Origin of the sequence: Nocardiopsis sp. NPDC101807 (genome assembly GCF_044766605.1) — a bacterium.
Taxonomy (GTDB): Bacteria; Actinomycetota; Actinomycetes; order Streptosporangiales; family Streptosporangiaceae; genus Nocardiopsis; species Nocardiopsis tropica.
In genome coordinates this window covers 499,145-523,320 of the sequence record NZ_JBIWMK010000006.1, presented here as the reverse complement: position 1 = coordinate 523,320, position 24,176 = coordinate 499,145, and the positions used below count along the sequence as shown (strand labels likewise).

The 24,176-nt window shown below is 75.1% G+C and carries 21 protein-coding genes; 14 read left to right on the top strand and 7 right to left on the bottom strand.

Annotated elements, in window-relative coordinates; genetic code table 11:
- The 4 genes from ACIRPH_RS21205 to mnhG are packed head-to-tail and all read left to right on the top strand — an operon-like array spanning window position 1 to window position 2,994.
- Window positions 1-1,659 carry a Na+/H+ antiporter subunit D gene (locus tag ACIRPH_RS21205; protein ID WP_402916825.1) on the top strand — a complete coding sequence of 553 codons (1,659 nt, stop codon included), beginning with the start codon at window positions 1-3 and terminating at the stop codon, window positions 1,657-1,659.
- Window positions 1,656-2,270: a Na+/H+ antiporter subunit E gene (locus tag ACIRPH_RS21200; protein WP_402916823.1), complete on the top strand. Its 615-nt coding sequence runs from the start codon at window positions 1,656-1,658 to the stop codon at window positions 2,268-2,270. Before ACIRPH_RS21205 ends, ACIRPH_RS21200 begins: the two co-directional genes overlap by 4 nt.
- Window positions 2,267-2,587, top strand: coding sequence for a monovalent cation/H+ antiporter complex subunit F (locus tag ACIRPH_RS21195; protein ID WP_402916821.1), 321 nt, complete (start codon window positions 2,267-2,269; stop codon window positions 2,585-2,587). Before ACIRPH_RS21200 ends, ACIRPH_RS21195 begins: the two co-directional genes overlap by 4 nt.
- Complete coding sequence (gene mnhG, locus ACIRPH_RS21190; RefSeq protein WP_402916819.1) at window positions 2,584-2,994, top strand: monovalent cation/H(+) antiporter subunit G; 411 nt, start codon at window positions 2,584-2,586, stop codon at window positions 2,992-2,994. The genes ACIRPH_RS21195 and mnhG overlap by 4 nt, the downstream gene beginning before the upstream one ends.
- 144 nt (window positions 2,995-3,138) lie before the next feature.
- On the opposite strand, the gene ACIRPH_RS21185 is transcribed toward mnhG, so the two are convergent.
- The 3 genes from ACIRPH_RS21185 to ACIRPH_RS21175 form a co-directional block, all read right to left on the bottom strand.
- Complete coding sequence (locus ACIRPH_RS21185; RefSeq protein ID WP_402916817.1) at window positions 3,139-3,534, bottom strand: DUF779 domain-containing protein; 396 nt, start codon at window positions 3,532-3,534, stop codon at window positions 3,139-3,141.
- Window positions 3,534-5,057 (bottom strand): aldehyde dehydrogenase family protein, encoded by a 1,524-nt coding sequence (locus ACIRPH_RS21180; protein ID WP_402916815.1) that lies wholly within the window; start codon window positions 5,055-5,057, stop codon window positions 3,534-3,536. The genes ACIRPH_RS21185 and ACIRPH_RS21180 overlap by 1 nt, the downstream gene beginning before the upstream one ends.
- Window positions 5,058-5,176: 119 nt before the next feature.
- Window positions 5,177-6,526: a GAF domain-containing protein gene (locus ACIRPH_RS21175; RefSeq protein WP_402916813.1), complete on the bottom strand. Its 1,350-nt coding sequence runs from the start codon at window positions 6,524-6,526 to the stop codon at window positions 5,177-5,179.
- 593 nt (window positions 6,527-7,119) lie between these two features.
- Between ACIRPH_RS21175 and ACIRPH_RS21170 the strand changes: the two genes are divergently transcribed.
- Window positions 7,120-8,295, top strand: a complete 1,176-nt coding sequence (locus ACIRPH_RS21170) for a hypothetical protein (protein ID WP_402916811.1) — start codon at window positions 7,120-7,122, stop codon at window positions 8,293-8,295.
- A gap of 249 nt (window positions 8,296-8,544) precedes the next feature.
- Here ACIRPH_RS21170 and ACIRPH_RS21165 read toward each other — a convergent pair whose 3' ends face one another.
- Entirely contained in the window at window positions 8,545-10,185 is a 1,641-nt protein-coding gene (locus tag ACIRPH_RS21165) for a helix-turn-helix domain-containing protein (RefSeq protein ID WP_402916809.1), read from the bottom strand.
- 201 nt (window positions 10,186-10,386) lie between these two features.
- Here ACIRPH_RS21165 and ACIRPH_RS21160 point away from each other — a divergent pair, with 201 nt between their 5' ends.
- The 3 genes from ACIRPH_RS21160 (at window position 10,387) to ACIRPH_RS21150 (ending at window position 13,220) form a co-directional block, all read left to right on the top strand.
- Window positions 10,387-10,878 (top strand): GreA/GreB family elongation factor, encoded by a 492-nt coding sequence (locus tag ACIRPH_RS21160; RefSeq protein ID WP_402916807.1) that lies wholly within the window; start codon window positions 10,387-10,389, stop codon window positions 10,876-10,878.
- Window positions 10,879-11,271: 393 nt separating this feature from the next.
- Window positions 11,272-12,606 (top strand): sensor histidine kinase, encoded by a 1,335-nt coding sequence (locus ACIRPH_RS21155; RefSeq protein ID WP_402916805.1) that lies wholly within the window; start codon window positions 11,272-11,274, stop codon window positions 12,604-12,606.
- A complete protein-coding gene (locus tag ACIRPH_RS21150) occupies window positions 12,603-13,220 on the top strand; it encodes a response regulator (protein ID WP_402916803.1) in 618 nt (205 codons plus the stop codon). The genes ACIRPH_RS21155 and ACIRPH_RS21150 overlap by 4 nt, the downstream gene beginning before the upstream one ends.
- A 4-nt stretch (window positions 13,221-13,224) precedes the next feature.
- On the opposite strand, the gene ACIRPH_RS21145 is transcribed toward ACIRPH_RS21150, so the two are convergent.
- Window positions 13,225-14,016 carry an ABC transporter gene (locus ACIRPH_RS21145; protein ID WP_402916801.1) on the bottom strand — a complete coding sequence of 264 codons (792 nt, stop codon included), beginning with the start codon at window positions 14,014-14,016 and terminating at the stop codon, window positions 13,225-13,227.
- Complete coding sequence (locus tag ACIRPH_RS21140) at window positions 14,013-14,987, bottom strand: ABC transporter ATP-binding protein (RefSeq protein WP_402916799.1); 975 nt, start codon at window positions 14,985-14,987, stop codon at window positions 14,013-14,015. Before ACIRPH_RS21140 ends, ACIRPH_RS21145 begins: the two co-directional genes overlap by 4 nt.
- A gap of 290 nt (window positions 14,988-15,277) precedes the next feature.
- Between ACIRPH_RS21140 and ACIRPH_RS21135 the strand changes: the two genes are divergently transcribed.
- The 3 genes from ACIRPH_RS21135 (at window position 15,278) to prpB (ending at window position 19,610) form a co-directional block, all read left to right on the top strand.
- Window positions 15,278-17,011, top strand: a complete 1,734-nt coding sequence (locus tag ACIRPH_RS21135) for a protein kinase (protein ID WP_402916797.1) — start codon at window positions 15,278-15,280, stop codon at window positions 17,009-17,011.
- Complete coding sequence (locus ACIRPH_RS21130) at window positions 17,008-18,591, top strand: serine/threonine-protein kinase (protein ID WP_402916795.1); 1,584 nt, start codon at window positions 17,008-17,010, stop codon at window positions 18,589-18,591. Before ACIRPH_RS21135 ends, ACIRPH_RS21130 begins: the two co-directional genes overlap by 4 nt.
- 125 nt (window positions 18,592-18,716) lie before the next feature.
- Entirely contained in the window at window positions 18,717-19,610 is an 894-nt protein-coding gene (gene prpB / locus ACIRPH_RS21125; protein ID WP_402916793.1) for a methylisocitrate lyase, read from the top strand.
- 108 nt (window positions 19,611-19,718) lie between these two features.
- Here prpB and ACIRPH_RS21120 read toward each other — a convergent pair whose 3' ends face one another.
- Window positions 19,719-20,348 (bottom strand): hypothetical protein, encoded by a 630-nt coding sequence (locus tag ACIRPH_RS21120; protein WP_402916791.1) that lies wholly within the window; start codon window positions 20,346-20,348, stop codon window positions 19,719-19,721.
- A 317-nt stretch (window positions 20,349-20,665) separates the two neighbouring features.
- On the opposite strand from ACIRPH_RS21120, the gene ACIRPH_RS21115 reads away from it, so the two are divergent.
- The 3 genes from ACIRPH_RS21115 to ACIRPH_RS21105 all read left to right on the top strand — a co-directional run bounded on the left by ACIRPH_RS21115 (window position 20,666) and on the right by ACIRPH_RS21105 (window position 23,902).
- Entirely contained in the window at window positions 20,666-21,844 is a 1,179-nt protein-coding gene (locus ACIRPH_RS21115) for a beta-1,3-glucanase family protein (RefSeq protein WP_402916789.1), read from the top strand.
- 450 nt (window positions 21,845-22,294) lie between these two features.
- Entirely contained in the window at window positions 22,295-23,059 is a 765-nt protein-coding gene (gene fabG, locus ACIRPH_RS21110) for a 3-oxoacyl-ACP reductase FabG (protein ID WP_402916787.1), read from the top strand.
- A 510-nt stretch (window positions 23,060-23,569) separates the two neighbouring features.
- Complete coding sequence (locus ACIRPH_RS21105; protein WP_402916785.1) at window positions 23,570-23,902, top strand: hypothetical protein; 333 nt, start codon at window positions 23,570-23,572, stop codon at window positions 23,900-23,902.
- Window positions 23,903-24,176: the final 274 nt, after the last annotated feature.

Here is a 24,176-nt window from a genome sequence, read left to right as displayed (position 1 = left end):
ATGGATGGGGAATACCTCGTCGGTTTCGTGCACTACCTCATCCCCCTGCCGGTGGTGCTCCCGCTGTTCGCGGCCGGGGTCAAGCTGGCCCTCGGCATCCGCTGGCCGCGGGTCCAGCAGTGGCTGAGCGTCATCTCGCTGGCCCTGGTCCTGCTCATCGGGTTCGCCCTGATGCTGGGCGCCTACGAGTTCGGCCCGCAGGCCGTGCAGGTGGGCGGCTGGGAGGCGCCCATCGGCATCACCCTGGTCGCCGACCAGCTGTCCGCCCTGATGGTGACGGTCTCGGCGGCGATCACGCTCGCCGTGCTCGTCTACTCGATCGGCCAGGGCATGGCGGGCAAGGCCGAGGTCGCGCCGCTGTCGGTGTACCAGCCGACCTACCTGATCCTGGTGGCCGGCGTCTCCAACGCCTTCCTCGCCGGTGACCTGTTCAACCTGTACGTCGGGTTCGAGATCCTGCTGACCGCCAGCTACGTGCTGCTGACCCTGGGCGGCACCCAGTCGCGGATGCGGGCGGGCGCCATCTACGTGGTCGTGTCGCTGGTGTCGTCGGTGCTGTTCCTGATCGCCATCGCGCTGATCTTCGGGGCCACCGGCACGGTCAACATGGCGCAGCTCGCCGAGCGCCTCCCGGAGATCTCCCCCGACCTCAGGGTCGTCCTCCAGGTGATGCTGCTGTTCGCGTTCGGCATCAAGGCGGCGGTCTTCCCGCTGGCCGCCTGGCTCCCCGACTCCTATCCGACCGCCCCCGCGCCGGTCACGGCGGTGTTCGCGGGCCTGCTCACCAAGGTGGGCGTGTACGCGATCATCCGCGCACAGACGCTCTTCTTCCCGGGCGAGGTCCTCAACGACCTGCTCATGTGGGTGGCCCTGGCCACCATGATCATGGGCATCCTCGGCGCGGTCGCGCAGACCGACATCAAGCGTCTGCTGTCGTTCACGCTGATCAGCCATATCGGCTACATGCTGTTCGGCGTGGCGCTCGGCAGCGAGCACGGCCTGGCCGGAGCGGTGTTCTACGTGGCGCACCACATCACCGTGCAGACGACGCTGTTCCTGGTCACGGGGCTCATCGAGCGCCGGGGCGGTTCGACGTCGCTGGACCAGCTGGGCGGGCTGGGGCGGATCGCGCCGGTGCTGGCGGTCCTGTTCTTCATCCCCGCGATGAACCTGGGCGGCATCCCGCCGCTGTCGGGCTTCCTGGGCAAGATCGGCCTGCTCCAGGCCGGTGTGGAGGCGGGCACGCCGCTCGCCTACACGCTGGTCGGGGCCTCGGTCCTCACCAGCCTCCTGACCCTGTACGTGATCGCGCGGGTGTGGAACTACGCGTTCTGGCGGACGCCCTCCGAGGGCATGGTGGCCGAGCCCGGCACCGTGCTGGAGGACGTCGAGGCCGACGACGCGTCGACCGCGGCCCTGGGGCCGGGCGAGGCGGTCGGCCCGTCCTCCCGGCTCGGCGACACCTCGACCCTGGCGGGCCCGGTCGTGACGTCCGTGGTCCTGCCCAAGAGCATGGTCGGCGCCACGGTCGCTCTGGTCGCGTTCGGCCTGGCCCTGACCGTGTTCGCGGGCCCGCTGATCCACTACTCCTCGGAGGCGGCGGTGGAGCTGATGGCCCGGACCCCGTACGTCGAGGCGGTTCTCGGAGGCGCCCGGTGATCGACCTGAAGGCGAAGAAGAGAATGGGCCTGGCCGCCCTGCGGCGGCGCCTGGGCAAGGTCCAGGTCCCGGTGGCGCTCGGCATGACCCTGGTGTGGCTCCTGCTGTTCGACGGCTTCCAGCTGCGCTTCGAGTCCCTCGGCCTGCTGGTCCTGGGGTTCCTGGTGTCGGTCCTGATCATGCTGGTCTTCCCGCTGCCGCCGATCACCCCGGGGTTCCGGTTCCGGCCGGTGCACCTGGTCCGCATGCTCGTGTACGTGTTCGGCAAGATGGCCGTGGCCAGCTTCCGGGTGACGGTGCAGACCCTCTCCCCCGGCCCCGTGCGCAGCTCGGTGGTCGCGGTGCCGCTGCGCACCGAGGCCGACCTGATGCTGGTGTGCACGGCGATCGCCAGCTCGATCATCCCCGGCAGTGTGATCGTCGAGGTCTCCCAGCCGAACCACATCCTGTACGTGCACCTGCTCGGCGCGGACGACGAGAGGGGCATCGAGGCCGGCCGGGAGGACATCTGGAAGCTGGAGGAGCGCATCGTGATGGCCCTGGGCACCCGGGAGGACATCGACGCGCTCCGTGCCGGACCGACCGTCGACAACCGGAGGGAGGACGCGTGAACGTCCTGTGGATCGCCATCGGCCTCCTGCTCGGGGCGGCCGTCCTGCTGGGCGTGACCCGTATGGTGATCGGCCCCAGCATCCTGGACCGTGCGCTGTCCGTGGACGTGCTGCTCGCCTCGGCGCTGACCGGCATCGGCGCCTACGCGGCCTTCCACCGCGACCCGACGGTCCTGCCGACCCTGCTGGTGCTGTCGCTGCTGGGCTTCATCGGCTCGATCAGCATCGCGAAGTTCGTCGCCCGCCGCCCGGAGGAGCACGTGGCCACGCCGACCGAGCCCCCGGCCCCGACCCCCGAGGAAGGGGGTTCGTCATGAGCGACCAGGTCGTCGCCGTCCTGGACTGGATCGCGATCCTGTGCCTGCTGGCCGGGGCGCTGCTCTCCCTCGTCGCCGGGGTGGGCCTGATCCGCTTCCCCGACCTGCTCTCCCGCATGCACACCGCGGCGAAGCCGCAGGTGCTGGGGCTCCTGCTGGTCCTGGTCGGGATCGGCATCCGGCTGATCCCGGAGGAGACCAACGTGTTCAACGTCGGGACGCTGCTCCTGGTGGGCCTGTTCCAGGTGGTGACGGTCCCCGTGGCCGGCCACATCGCCGCCCGGGTGGCCTACCGGACCGGGCGCGTCCGCGAGGACCTGATCGTCCGGGACGAGCTGGCCGACCGGCTGGCCGCCAAGCGCCGGTCCGACGGCGGCGGCGAAGGGCTCCCCGAGACGCAGGCCTGAGCCGGGCGGCCGGGGCGCCGGTCCGCACCGGAGAGGGGAACGGCCGGGGGAGGAGGTCCTCCCCCGGCCGTTCCGCGTGCCGCCGCCCACCGCGCCCCAGCGGGCGGCCGCGCGTGCGCGCGGACCGGGGTCCGCGCGCACGGGTCACCGTGCGGGGCGTTCGGCCTCCCCGTCGGCCATCAGCCTCGACCGTAGGAGGAACCGGCGGCCGGTCGGCGCCTCCAGGGAGAAGCCCGCGCCCCGCCCCGGGACGACGTCGATGGTCAGGTGGGTGTGGCTCCACACCGCGAACTGCGAGCGGGACATCCACACCGGCACCGGTTCGGGCGTGCCCGCGTCCAGGTCGCCCAGGTGGACGTCCGAGTCGCCCGTGCGGAACTCCCCCGCCGGATAGCACATCGGCGAACTGCCGTCGCAGCACCCGCCGGACTGGTGGAACATGAGCGGCCCGTGTTCGTCGCGCAGCTCGCGGAGCAGGGCCGCGGCCTCCTCGGTGACGGCGACCCGCTCCACCTCCGCACCGCTGCCCGGGGCGCCCATCAGAAGAGCCCCGCCGCCTGGTCCGAGTAGCTGACCAGCAGGTTCTTCGTCTGCTGGTAGTGGTCGAGCATCATCTTGTGGTTCTCGCGCCCGATGCCCGACTGCTTGTAGCCGCCGAACGCCGCGTGCGCGGGGTAGGCGTGGTAGTTGTTCACCCACACGCGGCCGGCCTGGATGTCGCGGCCGGCGCGGTAGGCGGTGTTGCCGTCGCGCGTCCACACCCCCGCCCCCAGCCCGTACAGGGTGTCGTTGGCGGTCCTGACGGCGTCGTCGTAGCCGTCGAAGCGGGCGACGGACACCACCGGGCCGAAGATCTCCTCCTGGAAGACGCGCATGCCGTTCCGCCCCGCGAACACGGTCGGGGCCATGTAGTAGCCGCCGGAGAGGGCGCCGCCGAGGTCGACCCGCTCTCCCCCGGCGAGCACCTCGGCGCCCTCCTGCCGGCCGATGTCGACGTAGGAGAGGATCTTCTCCAGCTGGTCGTTGCTGGCCTGCGCGCCGAGCATGGTGCCGGTGTCGAGCGGGTCGCCCTGCACGATCCGGCCGACCCGCTCCAGGGCGTCGCCCATGAACTTGTCGTAGAAGGAGTCCTGCACGAGCGCGCGGGAGGGGCAGGTGCACACCTCGCCCTGGTTGAGGGCGAACATCGCGAAGCCCTCCAGCGCCTTGTCGTAGAACGCGTCCTCGGCCGCGGCGACGTCGGCGAAGAAGAGGTTGGGGCTCTTCCCGCCCAGCTCCAGGGTGACCGGGACGAGGTTCTCCGACGCGTACTGCATGATCAGGCGCCCGGTGGTGGTCTCACCGGTGAAGGCGACCTTGCGCACCCGGGGGCTGGCGGCCAGCGGTTTCCCCGCCTCCACGCCGAAGCCGTTGACGACGTTGAGCACGCCCGGCGGCAGCAGGTCGGCGATCAGCCCGACCAGGAGCATGACGGAGGCCGGGGTCTGCTCGGCGGGCTTGAGGACCACGGCGTTGCCCGCGGCGAGCGCGGGCGCCAGCTTCCAGGTGGCCATGAGCAGGGGGAAGTTCCACGGGATGATCTGCGCGACCACGCCCAGGGGCTCCTGGAAGTGGTACGCGACGGTGTCGCCGTCGATCTGGGAGTTGTGCCCCTCCTGCGCGCGGATCGCCCCGGCGAAGTAGCGGAAGTGGTCCACGGCCAGCGGGAGGTCGGCGGCCAGGCACTCGCGGACGGGCTTGCCGTTCTCCCAGGACTCCGCGACGGCCAGCCTCTCCAGGTTGTCCTCGATCCGGTCCGCGATGCGGTGGAGGACGAGGGCCCGCTCGGCCGGCGAGGTGCGGCCCCAGGCGGGGGCGGCCCCGTGGGCGGCGTCGAGGGCGAGCTCGACGTCCTCGGCTCCGCTGCGGGCGACCTCCGTGAAGGTCTGCCCGGTGACGGGCGTGGGGTTCTCGAAGTAGCGGCCCCGCACGGGCGCGACCCAGTCGCCGCCGATCCAGTTGTCGTAGCGCGGCGCGTACTCGACGATGCTCCCCGGCTGTCCGGGGGGAGCGTAGACCGCCATGGTGGCCTCCTTCTTCGGGCGGGGGCCGGTGGTGCGTCCGGCGCCCGCTCCCGAGGGATCTGGGGCCGGTGACGCTAGTCACGGCGACGTTGCGACCACGTTGCGGGGGCGGGGCGGGTTCAGCCGCCGAGCCAGCGCAGCCTTCCCCGGAGGGCGGCGTGGCGGGGGGACCCGGGGTCGAGGGAGCGCAGCGCCGCGGTCACCACCCGGGGGTCGTCGCGCCACTCGGGGTCCTCCGACCAGGCCAGGAGCACGCTCGGCGGGGCGTTGGCCCCGAGCACCTCGCACACCTCCGCCTGGAGGGCGTCGCGGATCTCCGCCACCCCCGGCGCCTCCGACCGGGGGAGGACCGGCCCGGCGTAGACCTCCAGCGCCCTCCGGTAGGAGCCCTCCGCCAGGTGGCGCCGGACCTCGTCGATGTCGGTGGACGGCGGGCGGAGCAGGCGGTAGGGGCGTGACGCGAGAAGACCGGGGCCGAGCAGGCGGCGCAGCCGCGACATCTCCGCGCGGACGGTGACCGGGGAGGCGTCGTGCTCGTTCAGCCGTGCCCCGAGCTCCTCACCGGTGAGGCCGCGCGGACTGCGGGCGAGCAGGAGGAGGATCTCGGAGTGGCGGACGCTCAGCTCCGCCTCGCCGCCGTCGAGGGAGATCAGGGCCCCGGCGCGGCCCAGGACCCGCAGCGCGGGTCCCGCCGAGGGGCCCCGTCCCGGGGGCGGCACGGGGCGGGCGCCGCCGGTCCCCTTCACGCCCGGGGGCCGGTGCGCGCCGCGGTCCCCGGGCGCGGTCCGGGGACGGGGAGGGAGCGAGCCGAGCCGCAGGGCCCGCAGCTCCATCTCCACCGCGGCGGCGGCCGTCCGCACCAGGGCGAGGGCCTGCGGGGAGGCGAGGTGGTCCTCGCCCGTGATGTCGAGGACGCCCAGGACCTCCCCGGTGCAGGGGTCGTGGAGGGGCGCGGCCGAGCAGCTCCAGCGCTGCACGCCCCTGGAGAAGTGCTCGCTCGCGAACACCTGGACCTCGTGGTCGAGGGCGAGGGCGGTGCCGGGCGCGTTGGTCCCCGCGGACCGCTCGTGCCAGTTGGCGCCCTCCACGAAGCGCATGGCCTCCGCGCTGTCGCGCAGCCGGTGGTCGCCCTCCACCCACAGCAGGCGTCCCGCGGCGTCGCCGACCGCGACGATCTGCGGCCCGGGCGCGGTGTCGACCAGGAGCCGGCGCAGCAGCGGCATGGCGGCGGCCAGCGGGTGGGCGTCGCGGTGCTCCCGCAGGGCGTGCCCGGCGAGCTCGATCCGGGGCACGGTGGTGTCGGGGTCGACGCCGTGCAGGACGCTGCGCCTCCAGGACTCGCCGACGACCGCCCGGACGGGGCCGCTGACCCGGCCGGAGTCGGTGAAGCGCTCGTGCGCGGCGGCCACGTCGCGGCGCACGGCCTCGGGGTCGGCGTCCCACGACCACGCGTTCCACGTCCCGGACATCACGGCGCCCCCTTCGTCGAGACGACGGCGGACCGTGCCGGCGGACCGCCCCGACCCCCCGATTGAAGCCGCGCCCGCCCCTCCTGACAAGTGGTTCCGCGAGAACGGCCGGAGGTCCTCCCCGCCCGGACGGCGGAGCGCAGGACCGGAGGAGAGCGGCCGGACCCCCGTCCCGTTCCGGGCAGCCGCGCCCGGGCCGGAGGAGAACGGCCGGAGGAGAACGGCCGGAGGTCCGTCCACGTGCGAGCAGCGGGACGCAGGGCCGGAGGGGGACCGCCGGGAATCCGCCCCCGCCCCAGCAGCCGGGCCGGGCCGGGAGGGGGAGCGGCCCGGGGCGGATCAGGGGCCCGGTCGTGCGCGTGCACGCCGTCGTGCCGCCCCGCACACGGCGGACGGGGCGCACGGGGCGGGCGTCCGGGCGGGGGGAGCGCCCCCGCAGCTCCGTCCCGCACCCGCGCGGCGGGGCCGGGCCACGGGGGAGAGCGGCCCGGGGCAGGGTCCCCGCGGGCAGCGGCCCCGGACGGCGGAACGCGGCCGCCCGCCGCCGTCCGGACGTCCACGCTCCGTCGTCACCCGGTGGCACAATACGGGCCATGTCCTCTCCCCCCTCCCCCTCCGCTCCCCGTCCCCGCTTCTCTCCCCCGGCGCCGCACGGCACGGACGAGTCCCCGGTCCAACCGCCCCGGGGCGGCCCCGCCTCCCCCGAGCGCGCGCTGCGCCCCGGCAGGCACTGGTACTGGGCGGGCGGCCTGATCTTCCCGGCCACCCTCGCCTTCGGCGTCCTCCTCCTCTCGGGCGAGGAGGACACCCCGCCGGAGATCTTCTTCGGGATCGTGACGCCGGTGCTCGGCTTCATCGCGAGCCTGGTCGTCCTCCTGGTCGTCTTCCTGGTGCGCTACAGCCGGGCGGCGGCGCTCCGCCGGGCGCGGTACCCGCACCCGCCCCGGGGGGCGGGCGCCCGCGGAGGGCCCGCCGCGCACGGGGCGTACGGCGCCGGTCCGGTCCACGCGGGACCGCCGCTTCCCCCGTTCCGCCCCCGGATCGACCGGAGTGCGGTACGCCCCCGCCCCCGGTGGTTCTGGATCGGCGGGCTGTGCGTCCCCGGGGGCATCGCGGCCGGGGCCCTCACCCTGTGGGCGATGACGGCCTCGGGCAGCACGCTCCCGGACTTCGCCGGGCAGGTCGAGACCCGCGGCGAGATCTCCTTCGAGGCGGCCGAGGGCGAGGACGGGGCCTGGGGGCTGTGGGTGTCGCCCGGCGACGCCTCCCACCACTACGACTGCACGGTGGAGGGGAGCGACCCGGCCGACCACCCCTTCAGCTTCCCCGGACTCTCCTACGAGTCCGACGGCTGGAGGCTGGTCGACGCCGTCGACACCCCCGTCCCCGGCGAGTACACGCTCGTCTGCGACGGGGACCCGGGCGTCTCCTACGCGGTGGGCGACATCGCCACGGCGGAGGCCGCGAACTCCCGCCGGGACTCCGGGCTCGGGGCCCTGGCGCTGCTGTCCCTGGCGGGGATCGTCGCCGGGCCGGTCGTCATCGTCGTGACGGCGGTCAGGCGGGGCCGGAGCGAGGCCCGCCTGCGCGAGGAGGCGGGACGGGAAGCGGCCGGGGGCGGCGGACGGCCGGGCCCGGCCGCACCGTCCGGTCCCCTTCCGGGGCCTCCCCCCGGCCCCGGGGCCGGGGGCGGCGCGGACCCGCACCACCGGGACCACGGCGTCACCGTCGTCCCCCCTGACCAGGAGGTCCGGCCGGGGCCGGAGTGACCTCGGCGGGGCCGGAGAGCCCTCTCCGGCCCGGACGTCGTCTCCCGTCCGGCGGTGCGGGGGCGGCCGGACGCCGGTGCCGACCCCCGGCCCGGGCCGTCCGGCCGCACCCGTCGCGCTCCCCGGCGCCCGGGGCCTTCGCCGCGCCGCTCGCCTGGCCGGGAGCCCCGCCACGGCGTGGAGCGGCCCGGCGCCCGCGCCCCTCTCCTCGCGGAGTCCCCCGCCGGGACCGTGCGCGCCCGGTCGGCCTCAGGAGAGTCCGGGCCCGAGCCCGGCCGGGGGAGCGGAGGGCTCCTCGACCAGGGCGGCGAGGGCGATGGTCATCGCCACCCGCGCCTCCGGGTCGTCCAGCGGCAGGTGCGCGATCGCGCCCATGCGGCGCAGCCGGTACCGCACCGTGTTGGGGTGCAGGTCCAGCGCCTCCGCGGCCCGCCCCAGGTCGCCGTGCGCGTACAGCCACGCCCGCAGCGTGCCCGCGTAATCCGTCCCGTGCCCGGCGTCGTGGCGCACCAGTTCCGCGACGGGGTTGCGGGTGGGCATCCTGCCCGCCTCGGCCACCAGCCGCAGACGGCGCAGCAGCACCGCGTGCCAGACGTCGTCGTAGACCACCGGCCCGGCGGGCCCCGGCGACCCCGGCCCCGCGGCAGGCGCTCCGCGCGCCCCGCCCCGTCCCGGGGGCGCCGTGTGCGCCCCCCGGCCGTGCAGGGTCAGGCACTCGTCCGCCTCCTGCCTGCTGGCCGGGAGGCCGGAGGGGTCGGCGACGCCGCCCACGCCGGCGGCCACGCCCAGCTGGTCCGGCAGCCCGCGCACCGTCGACCGCACCCACTCCACCGCCGGCGAGGGGTCGTCCCCGCACGGCAGCACCGTGTAGACGTTCGTTCCGAGCAGGGTGCTGCGCCCGGGCCGCGACCACCCGAAACCCGTGGTGACCAGCTCGAACAGGTGCAGGATCGCCGCCTCCGGCTCGGTCCTGGCCCTCGCCTGGAACGCGATCACCCGCAGGCCCGTGTCGGGCAGGCCGAGGCGGCCGGCCGTCTGCGCCGGGTCCGCCGACCCCTCCAGCAGGTCGATCACCGACTCCGACTCCACCTGGCGCTCCAGGTCGCTGCTCACCCTCGCGCGCAGCATGTGGAGTCCCACCGTGTGCGCCCCCTCGCGCAGGGCGCGGGAGCGCCCGGCGTCCAGCGGGGCGTCGCACACCACCCACAGGGAGCCCAGGAGTTCGCGCCCCACGCGGATCGGCGCGGCCGTGCGCCCGCCCAGCCCGAGTTCGGGCACACCGGGGACGAAGCGGGGTTCGGCGGAGGCCGCCAGCCCGGCGAACACCCCGTCGGCGGCGAGGCGTTCCCGGACCTCCTCCGGGGCCCTCCGGTCGATCACGGTGGCCCGGCGCACCCGGTCGGTGTCCCCCTGGGAGGCGGAGTAGGCGACCACGCGGGAGGAGCGGTCCTCGATCGTGACCGGTCCGCCGACCTCGGCCGCGACCGTGTCCGCGAGGGTGAACAGGTCGCTGGGCCCGCGTCCCGCCTCGGTCTCGCGGCCCTCCAGCACCAGGCCGTAGACGACGCCGGAGATCTGGCTCCAGGACACCGCGGGGTCGACGACGAGGAGGGCCAGCCCGCGCGTCCGGAGGTGTTCGCGCACGTCGTCCGCGGGGTCCGCGGCGGAGCGGAGGAGGACGACGGTGGCGCGCGCCTGCTCGGCGAGGCGGACCGCCTCGGCCGCGGAGTCCACCCCGACCGCGAGGAACGCGTCCCCCAGGGGCGGGGCGTCGTCGGTGGGGTCGTGCATGGCGACGCTGCGCAGCTCCCTGCGGCGCAGGCCCTCGGCGCCCACCAGCCTGGCGCCGTACCCGCCCAGCACGTTGACGAGCCGGTCGAGGTTGATCATCTCCCGCTCCCCCTCCCACCACGATGTTGTCGGATCTCGACAAAACCAGGTCACGGGAATGTCGGCCCAGGATAACCCCGTCCCCCTCCGCCGTGGACACACTCGGTAATGAGCGGCAGCACCCCCCTCGCCGGCCCTCGCTGTGTTTCTCCACCCACGGACCGAGCCGTGGCGTGGGCCCGTGAAGACAAGGAACGTTCCATGACCAGGACCACCGACCGATGGATGACCAGGGAGGGCTACGAACGCCTCCAGGAGGAGCTGCGAGTGCTGCGCGGCCTCCCCGACGACGACCCGGACACCACCGGGGCGGACGGGGGCGCGGGGAGCACAGTCCCCGCGCCCCGCTACATTCACGACCCGGCGGTGCGGCAGGCCCGCGTCCACACCATCGAGCGCCTGCTCAGCGAGGCCGTGGTGGACGAGGCCGCCCCGGACGACGGGATCGCGGCGCCGGGCAAGGTGCTCACCATCCGCTACGACGGCGAGGACGAGACCGAGGAGTTCCTGCTGGGCCTGCGGGACGCGTCCGTCGCGGACCGGATGACGGTGTACTCGCCGGAGTCGCCGCTGGGGGCGTCCCTGCTGGGCGCCCGCCGGGGCGAGCGGCGCACGTTCACCTCTCCGCGCGGCGCGGTCATCGGGGTCACCCTGCTGGGCGCGGAACCGTACCGGGCCTTCGTGGCCGGCTGAGACCGGGGCCCATGGACCGGACGGCCGCCCCCGGGAAAGCGGGCGGCCGTCCCGTGGCCCGTCCGCCCGACTGGGAGGGCGGACGGGCCGACACGGGGGCGGCCCCGCCTCTCGGCGGGACCGCCCCCGTTCCCCTCCCGCCGCCGCTCCCCCGCCCCGCAGCCGCGGGGACGCCCTGGGACGGCTGGCGCCCACACTCGGTACGGGGTCCCCGACCCCCGACCGCGGGGACGCCCTGAAACGGCTGGCGCCCACACCCGCCGCCGCCCCCCGACCCGTAGCTGCGGGAACCGCCCGGTGCGCGGCCGAGGACGCGCGCACCCTCCTGTGACGTGCGAACCCCCTGCACGGCCACGCGCCCGCCGGGGGGCCGCGCCCCATAGGATGCGACGCATGGGCGAGGCTGCGGAAACGGTGTCGGAGGGGTCCGGCCCCGGCCGGACCCTGGTCCTGTCCGTGGGCCTGACACTGCTGTTCAACGCGGTGATCCTGCCCGAGTGGCTCCGCGCCCTGGACGGGGCCGGTTCCCCGGCCCTGCGGACGCTCGCCGCCGTCCTCGCGGCGGCCTACGTCGCCGGGTGCGCCGCGGCCGTCCCCCTGGCCCCGCGCCTGGGGGGCACCGCACGGCATCTGGCCTGCGCCGCCCTGCTCCTGCTGGGTTGCGCGCTGTTCGCGGTCCTCGGGCTGCCGCACTCGTGGGTCCTCGTCTTCGGGCTCGCCGTCACCGCCGCGATACTGCCCCTGCGCCCCACGCTGTGGGCCACCGTCCTCGCCGTGGTGGGCGTGACCGCCCTGGCCCTGGTCACCGGGCGGGTGGGCGAGCAGTTCGGCAACCTCGTCATCATCACCACCGTCACCGTCGCCACGGCCCTGGCCGTGCGGCTGGTGGAGGCCAACGCCGAACTCCGCCGCGCCCGGGACCAGGCCGCGCAGCTCGCCGTGCTCCGGGAGCGCGAGCGCTTCGCCCGCGACCTGCACGACCTGCTGGGGCACAGCCTCACGACCATCGTGCTCAAGGCCGGCGTGGGACGCAGGATCCTGGAGTCCACGGGCGACGCCGACCGGGCGGCGGCGGAGCTGCGGGACCTGGAGGACCTGGGCCGGCGGTCGCTGGCCGAGGTGCGCGCCGCCGTCTCCGGGTCGCGCCGGGTCACCCTGTCGGCCGAGCTCCTGCGCGCCGAGGCGGTGCTGAGCGCGGCCGGCGTGGCCCTCGAACTGCCGCCGGGCGCGGACGCCGCGGGCCCCGGTTCCGCCGGGTCCTCAGGGGCGGCCGTCCTCCGCCGCGACGGGACGGGCGGCCCCGACGGTACCGGCGGCCCCGACGCCGACGCGGTCGACGAGGTCCTGGGGTTCGTGCTGCGGGAGGCGGTCACCAACGTGGTCCGCCACTCCGGGGCGTCCCGGGTGCGCGTCGCCCTGGGGCCGGGCTGGATCGAGGTCGGCGACGACGGCCGCGCCCGGCCCGGCGGGGTCGTGCCCGGCGACGGCCTGCTCGGGCTGGAGGACCGCGTCACCGGGGCGGGCGGCGCCCTGACCGTGGAGCCGCGGCCCGGCGGCGGGCTCCTCGTCCGCGCCGAGCTCCCGGCGGCCCCGGACGGCGCCGGGCAGGAGGCCCCCCGGGCGGGGACCGGCGACCTGTCCGGGGACACGGTCGCCCCCGCCGTCCCACCGGACGGCGCGGCGGGGGACACGGCGCGCGGCGCCGACGGTGACGGGGAGCGGGGATGAGCGGGACGATCAGGGTCCTCGTCGCGGACGACCAGGCCCTCGTGCGAGGGGCCCTCGCCACCGTGCTGGACCTGGAGGCCGACATCGAGGTCGTGGCCCGGGCGGGGACCGGCGCGACGGCGCTGGCCGAGGCGCGCCGCGTCCGGCCCGACGTGGCCGTGCTGGACGTGCAGATGCCGGACGGGGACGGGATCGGCGTCTGCGCCGCACTGGTGGCGGCCCTGCCGGGCTGCCGCGTGCTCATGTGCACGACGTTCGGCCGCCCCGGCTACCTGTCCCGGGCCCTGGCGGCGGGGGCGACCGGGTTCGTGGTCAAGGACGCCTCCCCCGAGGACCTGGTGGACGCGGTCCGCCGGGTCCACCGGGGGCTGCGGGTGGTGGACCCCGCCCTGGCGGTGGAGTCGCTCGCGCACGGCACGAGCCCGCTGACCCCGCGCGAGCGCGAGGTCCTGGCGGCCGTGGCGGCCGGGGGCGACGACGTGGCCGCGCTCGCCCGCTCCCTCGGGATGAGCCGGGGGACGCTGCGCAACCACCTGTCGTCGGCGATCGGCAAGACGGGGACCCGGACGCGAGCGGAGGCGGCCCGGGTCGCCGAGCGCAACGGCTGGCTCTGAGCCCTCAGGTGTCCCTGCGCCGGTTCGCGCCGAGGGCGGGCAGGAGGAGCGCGACCGCCCACACCGTCAGGACCGCCGGTGCGGTCCACGGGTTCGCGTGGTCCTGTCCCGGTCCCGTGATCCCCGCGAGCACGTGGACGGCCTCCCCCGGCAGGAACGGCACGACCGCCTGTCCTCCCGGCAGCCAGCCCGCGACGGTGGGCGCGACCAGCAGGGCCGCCACCCCCGCCACGCCGCCCGCCGTGGACCGGGTGAGGTCGGCGAGGGCCACCGCCGCCAGCGCGTAGAACGGTCCCATCAGCGAGGCGCCGAGCACGACCCGCCACACCGCCGGTTCGGTCGCGTCCCAGACCGGGAGCCCGGAGAGCCACAGGACCAGCAGGCTGACCAGGGCCGCGCCGACCGCCGCGGCGAGCGACACAGCCCAGGAGGCGGCTGCCGCGACCAGGGCCCGGGCGACGAGCACGCGCCCCCGGGAGGGCGTGGCCGTGAACGTGGTCCGGATCATCCCCGTCGCGTACTCGCCCCCGGTGCCCGCCGCGGCGAGCACCGCCAGCACCAGGGCGGCGGCGTCGACGCCGAGCAGTCCGGCGGTCAGGACGTCGAAGACCGGCTGTTCGGCCAGCGGGACCCCGGTCGTGGCGCCGAAGGTCAGGCAGAACAGGGCGGCGACCAGGAGCGCGAGCGCGACGGCCCCCGCCGCCGTCCGGCGGTTGCGGGGCAGGCCCGCCAGTTTGGTCCACTCCGCCGCCACGGTGTCCCTGGCGGTGGGTCGACGGTGGTCCACGGCGGTCATCGGACCGTCTCCCTTCCTTGCGGCTTCCGGTGGTTCGCACCTGCGGCTCCGGCGGACCCGGGCCCCTCGGCCCGGCCCTCGTGGCCGCCCTGACCCCGGGTGAGGGCCATGAACGCGTCCTCCAGCCGGGCCCGGACCGGCACCAGCTCGTGCACGGGGATCCCGTGCCGGGCGGCCAGGTCGCCCACCCGGACGGCGTCGGCCCCGGTCACGGCGATCCGGCCGCCCCCTCCTCCGGCCACCGTCGCGCCCTCGCGGCGCAGAAGGGCGGCCAGTTCGTCCGCGCGCGGCGAGACGGCCTCGACCCGCGTGCCCGCACCGGTGGCGACCAGTTCGGCGAGGCCGACGTCCGCGACGAGCCTCCCGCCTCCGATGACCAGCACGTGGTCGGCGGTGGCCTCCATCTCGTTCATCAGGTGGCTCGACAGGAGGACGGTGCGCCCCTCCTCGGCGAACCCCTTCAGCAGGCGGCGCGTCCAGACGATGCCCTCGGGGTCCAGTCCGTTGAGGGGCTCGTCCAGCAGGAGCACGCCCGGGTCCCCGAGCAGCGCGGCGGCGATGCCGAGCCGCTGCCGCATCCCGAGCGAGTAGTGGCGGATCCTGCGCCCGCCGACCTCCTCCAGCCCGACGAGGCCGAGCACCTCGTCCACCCGCGCGCGGCCGATGCCGCCCGCGCGGGCCAGCCACAGCAGGTGGTTCGCCCCCGTGCGCCCGGGGTCGGCGGCTGCGGGGTCGAGCAGGGCCCCGACCTCCCGCGCGGGCGCGGCGAGCCGCCGGTACGCGGTCCCCCCGACCAGGGCGGTCCCCGACGTGGGGGTGTCCAGGCCGAGGACCATCCGCAGGGTCGTGCTCTTGCCGGCCCCGTTGGGGCCGAGGAAGCCCGTCACACGGCCGGGGGCCACGGTGAAGGTCAGGCCGTCCACCGCCAGGTTCTCCCCGTACCTCTTGGTCAGTCCGCGAACGCTGATCATCGCTCTCCTCCGGTGTGGGCTTCCAGGCTGTCCCGGATCGGAGGGGAGGGCGTAGGCCGTCCGTCAGGAGGTGACCGTGACAGGTGTCATGGGCGACGGCCGCCCCGGGCGGGGCGGCGCCGGGATCGACGAGGCCGTGGACGCCTGCGCCGACGCGGGCGGCAACGTGCCCGACGCCCCCGTGAACCACGCGGGGGCCGGGGCGGCGCTCCCCCTCCGAGCCCGGCTCCCCCGCGCCGGAGGTAGCATTCTGACCCCCGCCACCCCTTCCCCGGTCCCATCGGAGTTCCGTGACGTCCCACCGCCCCCCGTTCCCTCCCCTCCTCCCGGGCGACCCCCGAACGGTCGGGGGCTACCGCACCGTCGGTCGCCTGGGCAGCGGGGGCATGGGCGCGGTCTACGCCGCCGCCGACCCCTCCGGCCGGCTGGTCGCCGTCAAACTGGTCCACGCCGACCTGGCCGCCGACCGGGACTTCCGGGCCCGGTTCCACCGGGAGGCCTCGCTGGTCCGACGGGTGGTCAACCCCTGCGTGCCGCGGTTCGTGGCGAGCGACACCCGGGCCGGGCAGCCGTGGCTCGCCACCGAGTACGCCCCGGGCCCGACCCTGCGGCAGCACGTGGGCGAACACGGGCCGCTGGCCGGCGCCCCGCTGCACGCCTTCGCCGCCGGCGTCGCGGAGGCGCTGCGCGCCGTCCACGCCGCCGGGATCGTCCACCGCGACCTCAAGCCCGGCAACGTCGTCCTCTCCGGGGACGGACCCAAGGTGCTGGACTTCGGCATCGCCCGAGCCCTGGACGAGACCGCGATCACGCGCACCGGCGGCCTGTTCGGCACCCCGGGGTGGGTCGCCCCGGAACTGCTGCGCGGGGCGCGGCCCGGCCCGGCCGCCGACGTGTTCGCGTGGGGCTGCCTGGTGGCCTTCGCCGCCACCGGCCGGGCCCCGTTCGGGGCGGGCTCCGCCGAGTCCGCCGCCCTGCGCATCCTGGAGGGCGAACCCGACCTCGACGGCGTGCCGGAGAACCTGCTCGGCCTGGTGCGGGGCGCGCTCGCCCGCGACCCCGGCCGGCGCCTCACCGTCCCCGCGCTCCTGGCGGGCCTCCTCGGTCCGCGCCTCGGCGCCGCCGCCGGACACGAGGAGACGACCGCCCTGGTCACCGTGGTGATCGCGGACGGGTGGGAGGCGCCGCCCGCCCCGGCCACGGTGGTCCCTGCCCCGGTCCGCCCCTCCGCGCCCCCCGCCCGGGGGGCGGTCCGTCCGCCCGGACGGCCCGGACGCGGGGGCCGCCCGTGGGCGGCGGCCGGGGCCGCGCTCGCAGCGCTCGTGCTGGTCGTCGGGGGCGCCTGGTACGCGGGGGACCGCTTCGGCCGGACGGGGGGCGCGGAGGGCGACGCCGCTCCGGCCTCCGCCTCCGGGGAGCTGGCGGTGACCGTCCCCGGCGACAACGTGATGATGGTCCTCGCGGACCCCTCCGGGGACATGGGGGCCGCCGACGGGTTCGCCGGGTGGACGTACGAGCCGCCCGAGGGGTTCGCCCGTGAGGACCACGCCATCGCGACCATGAACATCTACGTCACCTACCTCGACACCGCCGCCCTGGAGGGGTCGGACGGCCTCACCGTCAGCGGGGACATCACCTACCTGCCCGACAGCGGCGACTACACGCTCCGCTCCGACGACATCACCCTCTACGAGGTCGGCCCCGGCCTGGAGTCCGTGCCCGAGGACCCCGACGACGGCAGGGAGGACTACCGCGTGGAGGGCCGGACGCTCGCCGAGCTGACGCCGTCCGACCCCACCGCGGAGTTCTCGTTCGACGTGCCCGACGCGCCCAGCTCCGTCCTGGTCGCCTACCGCCCCGACCCCGGGGCGGCCCCGAGCGGGGAGTACGCGGCGGTGCGGAGCCAGGGCGCCTACATGTGCGGGACGGCCTGGACCCAGGTCTCGACGAGCACCATGGACGGGTCGTTCGACGGCGACCCCTGTCCCACCTTCGACTCGGTGGCGGGGGAGGACGGCCTGTGAGCTTCGCACCCGTCCGCCCCGGCGACCCGGCCGCCGTGGGCGCCTTCCGCGTCGTGGGCCGGATCGGCAGCGGGGGCATGGGCACCGTCTACGCGGCGTCGGCCGGGCGGGGCGGTTACGCCGCCGTCAAGGTCATCCGGGCCGACCTGGCGGAGGACCCCGCGCTGAGGGACCGCTTCACGCGCGAGGTCCGCCTGCTCCGCCGCGTGCGCAGCCGCGCCGTGCCCGCCTTCGTGGCCGCCGGGGTCGACGGCGGGAACCCGTGGCTGGCCACGGAGTTCGTGCCCGGCCGGACCCTGTCCGACCACGTGCGGACCCACGGGCCGCTCGCCGGCGCCCCGCTCGACGGGCTGGCGGTCGGGACCGCCGAGGCGCTGCGCGCCGTCCACGCCGCCGGGATCGTCCACCGCGACCTCAAGCCCGGCAACGTCATGCTCTCCCCCGAGGGGCCGAAGGTGCTGGACTTCGGCATCTCGCGGGCCCTGGACGAGACCGTGCTGACCAGGACCGGGGGGCTGTTCGGCACGCCCGGGTGGATCGCGCCCGAGCTGTTGCGCGGGGCCCCGCCCTCCCCCGCCGCCGACGTGTTCGCGTGGGGCGCGCTGGTCGCCCACGCCGCGTCCGGGCGCCCGCCGTTCGGGACGGGGCCCGCGGACGCGCTCGTGTACCGGGTGCTCAGGGAGGAGCCCGACCTGTCCGCGGTCCCCGCCCGGCTGCTCCCGTTCGTGTCGGCCGCCCTGGACAAGGAGCCGGGGCGCAGGCCCACCGCGGCCCAGCTGGTGTCGTCCCTGACGGGAACCCCCCTCGACCTGCCCTCGGACGAGGTGGCGGCGTCCGTCGACAGGGCCCTGGAGCGCTCCTGGCGCGAGGTCCGGGAGGGCCTCCCCGCCGCGCCCCGGCCCCGGCGCCCCCGCGCGCTCCTCGCCGCGGGCGCCGCCCTGCTCCTCGTGACGGCCGTGGCGGGGGGAGCTGCGGCGGCCCGCGTCCTCGCCCCCGGGCCGGGCGACGGCGCGGCCGGGGCGGCGCACGGACCCGCGCAGGACGCGGCCGGGAACGGAGCGGAGGCGCACGCCGGCTGGACGCGGTCGGACGTCCGGACGGACGGGCACAACGTCGAGTGGTGGACCGCGGCCCAGACCGGCGGGGACCCGGTGGTGAACCCCGCCGAGGCCGCACCCGGCGACCGGCCGTCCTTCGCGGCCTCGTCCGACTCGTTCGAGAGCGCGTTCAGCATGTCCGTGGACTCGGTCGACGCGACCCCCGGCGGCGTCCGGTTCGCGTTCACCGTCGACCTCATGGAGGTCGAGCTCGGCGACGACGTCCCGTCGATGCTCGCCGTCACCGGCGGCGAGGGGCCCCTGGCGCCGTCCGGGGTGGAGGCCGACGGGGAGGTCGGGGCGGGCAGCGCGTTCGCGGTGACCTTCGACGGGGCGCCCGACGAGGGCCTGCTCGTCCTCGCGAGCCCGGACTACGTGCCGGACGTGTCCGGGGTCCCGCCGACCGGGCTCTGCTACGACGCGTCCGAGCGGACCCTGTCCTCCGACGTCCCCTCGTGCGGCGGGGGGACCGCCACCGGGTAGGGCCTCTCCCCCGACCTCGTGGAACACCCACCCGGGTTCGCCGGGGGGAAGTGCCGTCTGCTGTCCTTCGGGGAGGACCGGGCGACCGCGCCCGGCGACCCCTCCGGATCGGAAGGAATCCCCTGATGCTGCACGCCCGTACCGCCCCGCACGAGAAGCGCCGCGCCCTGCGCGAGGCCCTGTCCTCGGGACGCCTGTTGCGCGTCCCCGGCGCGGTCAACCCGCTCACGGCGGTGCTCGTCCAGGAGCTCGGCTTCGACGGCGCGTACGTGTCGGGCGCGGTCGTGGCCGCCGACCTGGCCCTGCCCGACATCGGCCTGACCACGCTGTCCGAGGTCGCGACGCGGGGCGGCCAGATCGCCCGGGTGACCGACCTGCCCACGCTCATCGACGCGGACACGGGCTTCGGGGAGCCCATGAACGCGGCCCGCACCGTCCAGGCCCTGGAGGACGCGGGGCTCGCCGGGTGCCACCTGGAGGACCAGGTGAACCCCAAGCGCTGCGGCCACCTGGACGGCAAGGCGGTCGTCGGCGCCGACGAGATGGTCCGGCGGATCCGGGCGGCGGTGAGCGCCCGGCGCGACGACGGGTTCGTCATCTGCGCGCGCACCGACGCCGCCGCGGTGGAGGGCCTGGACGCCGCGATCGAGCGCGCGCGGGCCTACGTGGACGCGGGCGCCGACATGGTCTTCCCGGAGGCGATGCGCGGCCCCGCCGACTTCGAGGCGTTCCGCGCGGCGGTGGACGTGCCGCTGCTCGCCAACATGACCGAGTTCGGCAAGAGCGAGCTGCTGACCGCCCAACAGCTGGAGTCCCTCGGGATGAACATGGTGATCTACCCGGTCACCACGCTCCGCCTGGCCATGGGCGCGGTCGAGGACGGGCTGCGGACCCTGCGCGACGAGGGCACCCAGGCGGGCCTGGTCGACCGGATGCAGACCCGCAGGCGCCTCTACGAACTGCTCGACTACCCCGCCTACAACGCCTTCGACGGCGACGTCTTCGACTTCACGGTCTGAACGGATGCGGTGGGCACGGCCGACACGACGATCGGCGGGGCCCGGCCGGACGGTCCCGCCCGGGGAGCCCGTCGCGCGGACGGCGGGCTCCCCGGGACGCCGGAACGGCTAGTGGCCGCCCGGACCGGGCTGGTTCGGCTGCCCCGGGTATCCGGGGTAGCCGGGGTGGCCGGGGTATCCGCCCTGCCCGGGGTGGCCGGGCTGCGGGTGGCCCTGGCCGATCTGCCCGGGGTGGCCGGTGTATCCGCCCTGCTCGGGGTGACCGGGCTGCGGATATCCGCCCTGGACCGGCGGGGGGCCGGCGGGGGCGTTCGGGTCGGTGGCCCGGAACCACTCCTTCGAGGACGGGCCCTCGATCAGACACAGCACGGCGATCGCCAGGCCCAGCCCGAGTGCGGGGTTGGAACCGGTCATGATGCCGAGGACCGCGTTGGCCAGCGCGAGGCCGATCACGACGCGCAGGAGGGTGCGGGCCCGGGGTCCGCCCTTGCCCATGTCCGCGATGACGTAGATCTCGAAGCCGGTGATGAGGAGGCCGACGACCAGGGCCGCAACGAGGGCCGCCACGGGCATTCCCGCCGCGGCCTCGACCTCGGCGGCGGGCAGCGTCATGAGGACGAGGAGGCCGAGGAAGGCCGTCCCGTAGAGGAGGACGGCGATGACCGCCCGGATGATCAGGATGACCCTGACCGCCTTGAGGACGGTCGGCATGGGAGGTCTGGGAGCAGGGGGATACACGGGGAGGTTCCTTGTCGTCGGGATCACGGACGGTCCGCGGGCGTTGCCGGGGATACGACTCCGGGGCGCACCCGACGGTTCCCTCCCGAGGGTACGGCCCCGCTCCTGGGCGGTCGGCCGCGCCCGCGTAGCGCCGCCACAGGGGGTTCCGAGCTCTTCACCCCTCCCACCATGAAAGGTGAGCTGCGTCACACGCACAGCCTTCCGCCTCGGAAAACTCCCCCGCACCAGAAGCACGCACCGTTACCCCTGTTGACGCAAGCGTGACTAAATGATCACTTAGTTTCCAGTCTCTGACCCGCTACCAAGGAGACCTCATGATCGACCGCAGGCTTTTCCTCGGGGGCGCCACCCTGGCCGTGGGGGTCCCCCTCCTCGGCGGCTGCGCCCCGGCCCCGACCCAGGCGTCGCTCAGGTCGGACTCCTCCGCCCTGGCCAATCCGGGAGCGCTCCCGGTCAGCATCGTCAACAACACCGGCCGGTTCGCCGACGGAGAGGTGCTCGTCTACGTCGTGGGCACCGACCTGACCACGAACCAGCACGTGTGGGTCGACGCCTCCGGGACGCCCCACCCCGTCAGCGAGGGCGACAACACCGACAACGGGTACACCGACTACTCGATCCCGCTCGACGCCCTCGCCGGCATGACGCTCCCCTACATGTCGGGGCGCATCTACCTCGCGCTCGGCGGCAAGCTCGGCATCCGCATCGTCATCGGGGGCGACGGCACGCCCGCGCTCCAGCTCCCCGCCGGCTGGGTGGAGAGCGACCACGGCTTCGACGTGCTGCACGACTCGGTCGAGTTCACCCACAACGACGCCGGGATGTTCTGCAACACCAGCATGGTCGACCAGTTCAGCGTGCCCATCGGCATCCGGCTGACCGGCGACGCCGACCAGACCACCGGCACGTTCAAGCCGGGCGGGCGGGCCGCCGTGTTCGAGACGCTCTCGGCGGACCCGGTCTTCTCCTCCCTGGTGTACGACGACCTGCGGGTGATCGCCCCCGGGCACGCCCTCGACCAGGGGCTGTTCCCCGCGGACTACTTCGACCCCTACATCGACCAGGTCTGGTCGCACTACGCGTCCACCGACCTGACGGTCACCACGAACGCCGGGACCTTCACCGGCCGCGTGCAGGGCGAGCAGCTGGTCTTCGACGGGGGCGTCGCGCCGATCTCCCGGCCCTCGACCAGGGACGTCCTCTTCTGCGACGGCAACCTGGCCGCCCCCAACGACGGGATCACCGGGCCCGTCGCCGCCATCCTGGGCGCCGCGTTCAACAGGGCGACCCTGCTGGCCGCCGCCCAGCAGCCGACCGACGACCCGGCAGGCTTCTACCAGTCGGAGATCGCCAACCACTACGCCGCCGTCTTCCACGCGAACACCGTGGACGGCAAGGCCTACGGGTTCGCCTTCGACGACGTGGAGGACTTCGCGTCCTACATCCAGGACCACGGGCCCTCCGCCTTCGAGATCACCCTCACGGCGTTCTGACGCCGCGGCCCGCACCGCCCGCGCACGCGGGCGGGCGCCTCCGGGCCGGGATCGGATCCGGGAAACCGCCCCGCGGCGGCCCCGTGCCCGGCCCGGAGGGCGGGCCCTCCGGACGCCCGGTCCGCCTGCCGTCGCCGGGACCCGTTCCGCGTGTGGGGCGCGGGAACGGGTCGCGGCGGCGCGGCGGACCGGGACCGGTGACGCCCCCGTGCCGCCGGGCACGGGGGCGTCACCCTTTTCCCGCGCGGTCGGCGGCCCTGCCCCCGGCCTCCGGGTTTCGGGCACGGCGGGCACGGCGGCACGGAACCCGGGGACCGGCCGCCGCGGCGCCGACCGGAGGGGGGATCGTGGAGGGGCTCGGTGGCCCGCCCGGAGAAGTCGGGGCGGGCGGGACGGCACCGTCCGAGAGCACCGGGAGGGCAGTGACCAACGGGATGGCGGGAGACGGCTGTGGGCAGAACAGTTCTGGTGACCGGCGGTACCAGGGGCATCGGGCTCGGCATCGCCAAGGGGTTCGCGGAGGCCGGGGACCGGGTGGTGATCGTGGGCCGCGACGAGGCCAGGACCCGTGAGGCCGCCGAGGGCGTCCCGGGGGCGCGGTGGGCGGTGGGGGACGTGGCCAGGGCGGCCGACTGCGCCCGCATCGTGGAGGAGGTCGTGGCGGACAGCGGCGGGCTTGACGTGCTCTGCGCCAACGCCGGGATCTTCCCCTCCTCGCCGCTGGTGTCGATGGGCGAGGACGAACTCGACCGGGTCCTCGACACCAACGTCAAGGGCACCGTGCTGATGGTGCAGGCCGCGGTGGAGGCCCTGACGGCCTCCGGCCGGGGGCGGGTGGTGATCACGTCCTCCATCACGGGGCCGCTGACCGGGTACGCGGGCTGGTCCCACTACGGGGCCACCAAGGCCGCCCAGCTGGGGTTCATGCGCAGCGCCGCCCTGGAACTCGCGCCCCGCGGCATCACCGTCAACGCCGTGCTCCCCGGCAACGTGCGCACCGAGGGCCTGGACGAGATGGGCCCGGACTACCTCGAACGCATGCGCGCGGCCATTCCGGTCGGACGCGTCGGCGAGGTCGAGGACATCGCCGCGGCCTGCGTGTTCCTGGCGAGCGCCGGGGCCTCCTTCATCACCGGCCAGTCCCTCGTGGTGGACGGGGGCCAGGTGCTGCCCGAGGACGGCCAGGCCTTCGGTCGGGCCCTCGGCCCGAACTGACGCACGGGGTCACCTGGCGGGGAACCGCGGCCGGGCTGCCCGGCCGCGGTGACTCCCCCGTCAGCGGCCCCGCCGGGACGGCACGGGAAGCGCCCGGGGCTCGGGCGGACACCGGGTGCGGTTGCCCCCGGCCGCAAGACGGACCTTCCGAAAGCGCCTCTGCGGAAGACCCTTTCAAAGGGTTTCCGGAAGGGGGGCGGTTTCAGTTTGCACTCTTCGTCACCAAAGACCCGAAAGGCCGAAAGGAAAATCCCCGCCATCGACGCCGAGAGCGTCACAGCCGATCGAATCTCAGTAATGTTTGGTCTCGGGCAGCAGCCCGGACAAGCACGAGGGGCGAGAAGCCCACGGCGCCATCCTTCGGAGTTCCCTCATTCCCATAGGATGCCGATGGGGTATTTCCCACCCTTGCACGCTTTCCGGAACCTGCCCTTCCGAAGAGCCTTGCGAAAAGCACTCCCTGCCCTCGCTCGGAATGCAGCAGGCCGCAAAAAGCTAGGGAAGTACGCCATGGCCGAGAAGTGGGTCAAGTTCATCCAGTTGCACTGCAACACCACCGAGGACAACACCGGCCCTGACAACGCCTACCTCAAGTGGGACGGCACCAACTTCTGGGGGGTCGTCGAGATCAACGACGGCCAGACCAAGGACATCGACCGCATGGTCAAAATGAACGGCGGTTCCGGAAAGGTCGAGCTCTGGGACGAGGACACCCCGGACCCGGACGACTTCCTCGGCAGCGAGAACATCCAGGCCGAAGAAGCGGGCCAGGGTGAGAAGAAGACCACGTTCACGGGTGACGACGCGAGCTACTGGCTCACCTACAAGGTCGTGGAAATCTAGCGGCCCCGCCGGGGCGTGGGACCGCCGCGTCCCGGGTCCGCATTCTTTCGGTCTTTCACCGCATCACCGCATCGTTGTCCTACATCAATCCCCAGAACGGCTCCGGCTCTTGCCGGGGCCGTTTTCCTTTTGGCATCCCGGGATGCCCGGGGCTCCTCCGAAGTTCTCGGAGCCCACCCTGTCGGGCCGCGCCGAAGAGGATTTCCCGCCCCTCGCCCCGGCACGGCCGGGGCTCCTACCAGCGCACCTTGACCTCAACGGAAGTTGAGGTTCG

What these genes read in the sequence shown, in the direction of transcription:
- ACIRPH_RS21105 (WP_402916785.1), top strand. Translation starts at nt 23,570, where the DNA reads ATGGCCGAGAAGTGGGTCAAGTTCATCCAGTTGCACTGCAACACCACC.
- ACIRPH_RS21115 (WP_402916789.1), top strand. Translation starts at nt 20,666, where the DNA reads ATGATCGACCGCAGGCTTTTCCTCGGGGGCGCCACCCTGGCCGTGGGG.
- ACIRPH_RS21175 (WP_402916813.1), bottom strand. Translation starts at nt 6,526, where the DNA reads ATGTCCGGGACGTGGAACGCGTGGTCGTGGGACGCCGACCCCGAGGCC.
- ACIRPH_RS21185 (WP_402916817.1), bottom strand. Translation starts at nt 3,534, where the DNA reads ATGGGCGCCCCGGGCAGCGGTGCGGAGGTGGAGCGGGTCGCCGTCACC.
- prpB (WP_402916793.1), top strand. Translation starts at nt 18,717, where the DNA reads ATGCTGCACGCCCGTACCGCCCCGCACGAGAAGCGCCGCGCCCTGCGC.
- ACIRPH_RS21165 (WP_402916809.1), bottom strand. Translation starts at nt 10,185, where the DNA reads ATGATCAACCTCGACCGGCTCGTCAACGTGCTGGGCGGGTACGGCGCC.
- ACIRPH_RS21180 (WP_402916815.1), bottom strand. Translation starts at nt 5,057, where the DNA reads ATGGCGGTCTACGCTCCCCCCGGACAGCCGGGGAGCATCGTCGAGTAC.
- ACIRPH_RS21155 (WP_402916805.1), top strand. Translation starts at nt 11,272, where the DNA reads ATGGGCGAGGCTGCGGAAACGGTGTCGGAGGGGTCCGGCCCCGGCCGG.
- ACIRPH_RS21150 (WP_402916803.1), top strand. Translation starts at nt 12,603, where the DNA reads ATGAGCGGGACGATCAGGGTCCTCGTCGCGGACGACCAGGCCCTCGTG.
- ACIRPH_RS21145 (WP_402916801.1), bottom strand. Translation starts at nt 14,016, where the DNA reads ATGACCGCCGTGGACCACCGTCGACCCACCGCCAGGGACACCGTGGCG.
- ACIRPH_RS21205 (WP_402916825.1), top strand. Translation starts at nt 1, where the DNA reads ATGGATGGGGAATACCTCGTCGGTTTCGTGCACTACCTCATCCCCCTG.
- mnhG (WP_402916819.1), top strand. Translation starts at nt 2,584, where the DNA reads ATGAGCGACCAGGTCGTCGCCGTCCTGGACTGGATCGCGATCCTGTGC.
- ACIRPH_RS21160 (WP_402916807.1), top strand. Translation starts at nt 10,387, where the DNA reads ATGACCAGGACCACCGACCGATGGATGACCAGGGAGGGCTACGAACGC.
- ACIRPH_RS21170 (WP_402916811.1), top strand. Translation starts at nt 7,120, where the DNA reads ATGTCCTCTCCCCCCTCCCCCTCCGCTCCCCGTCCCCGCTTCTCTCCC.
- ACIRPH_RS21140 (WP_402916799.1), bottom strand. Translation starts at nt 14,987, where the DNA reads ATGATCAGCGTTCGCGGACTGACCAAGAGGTACGGGGAGAACCTGGCG.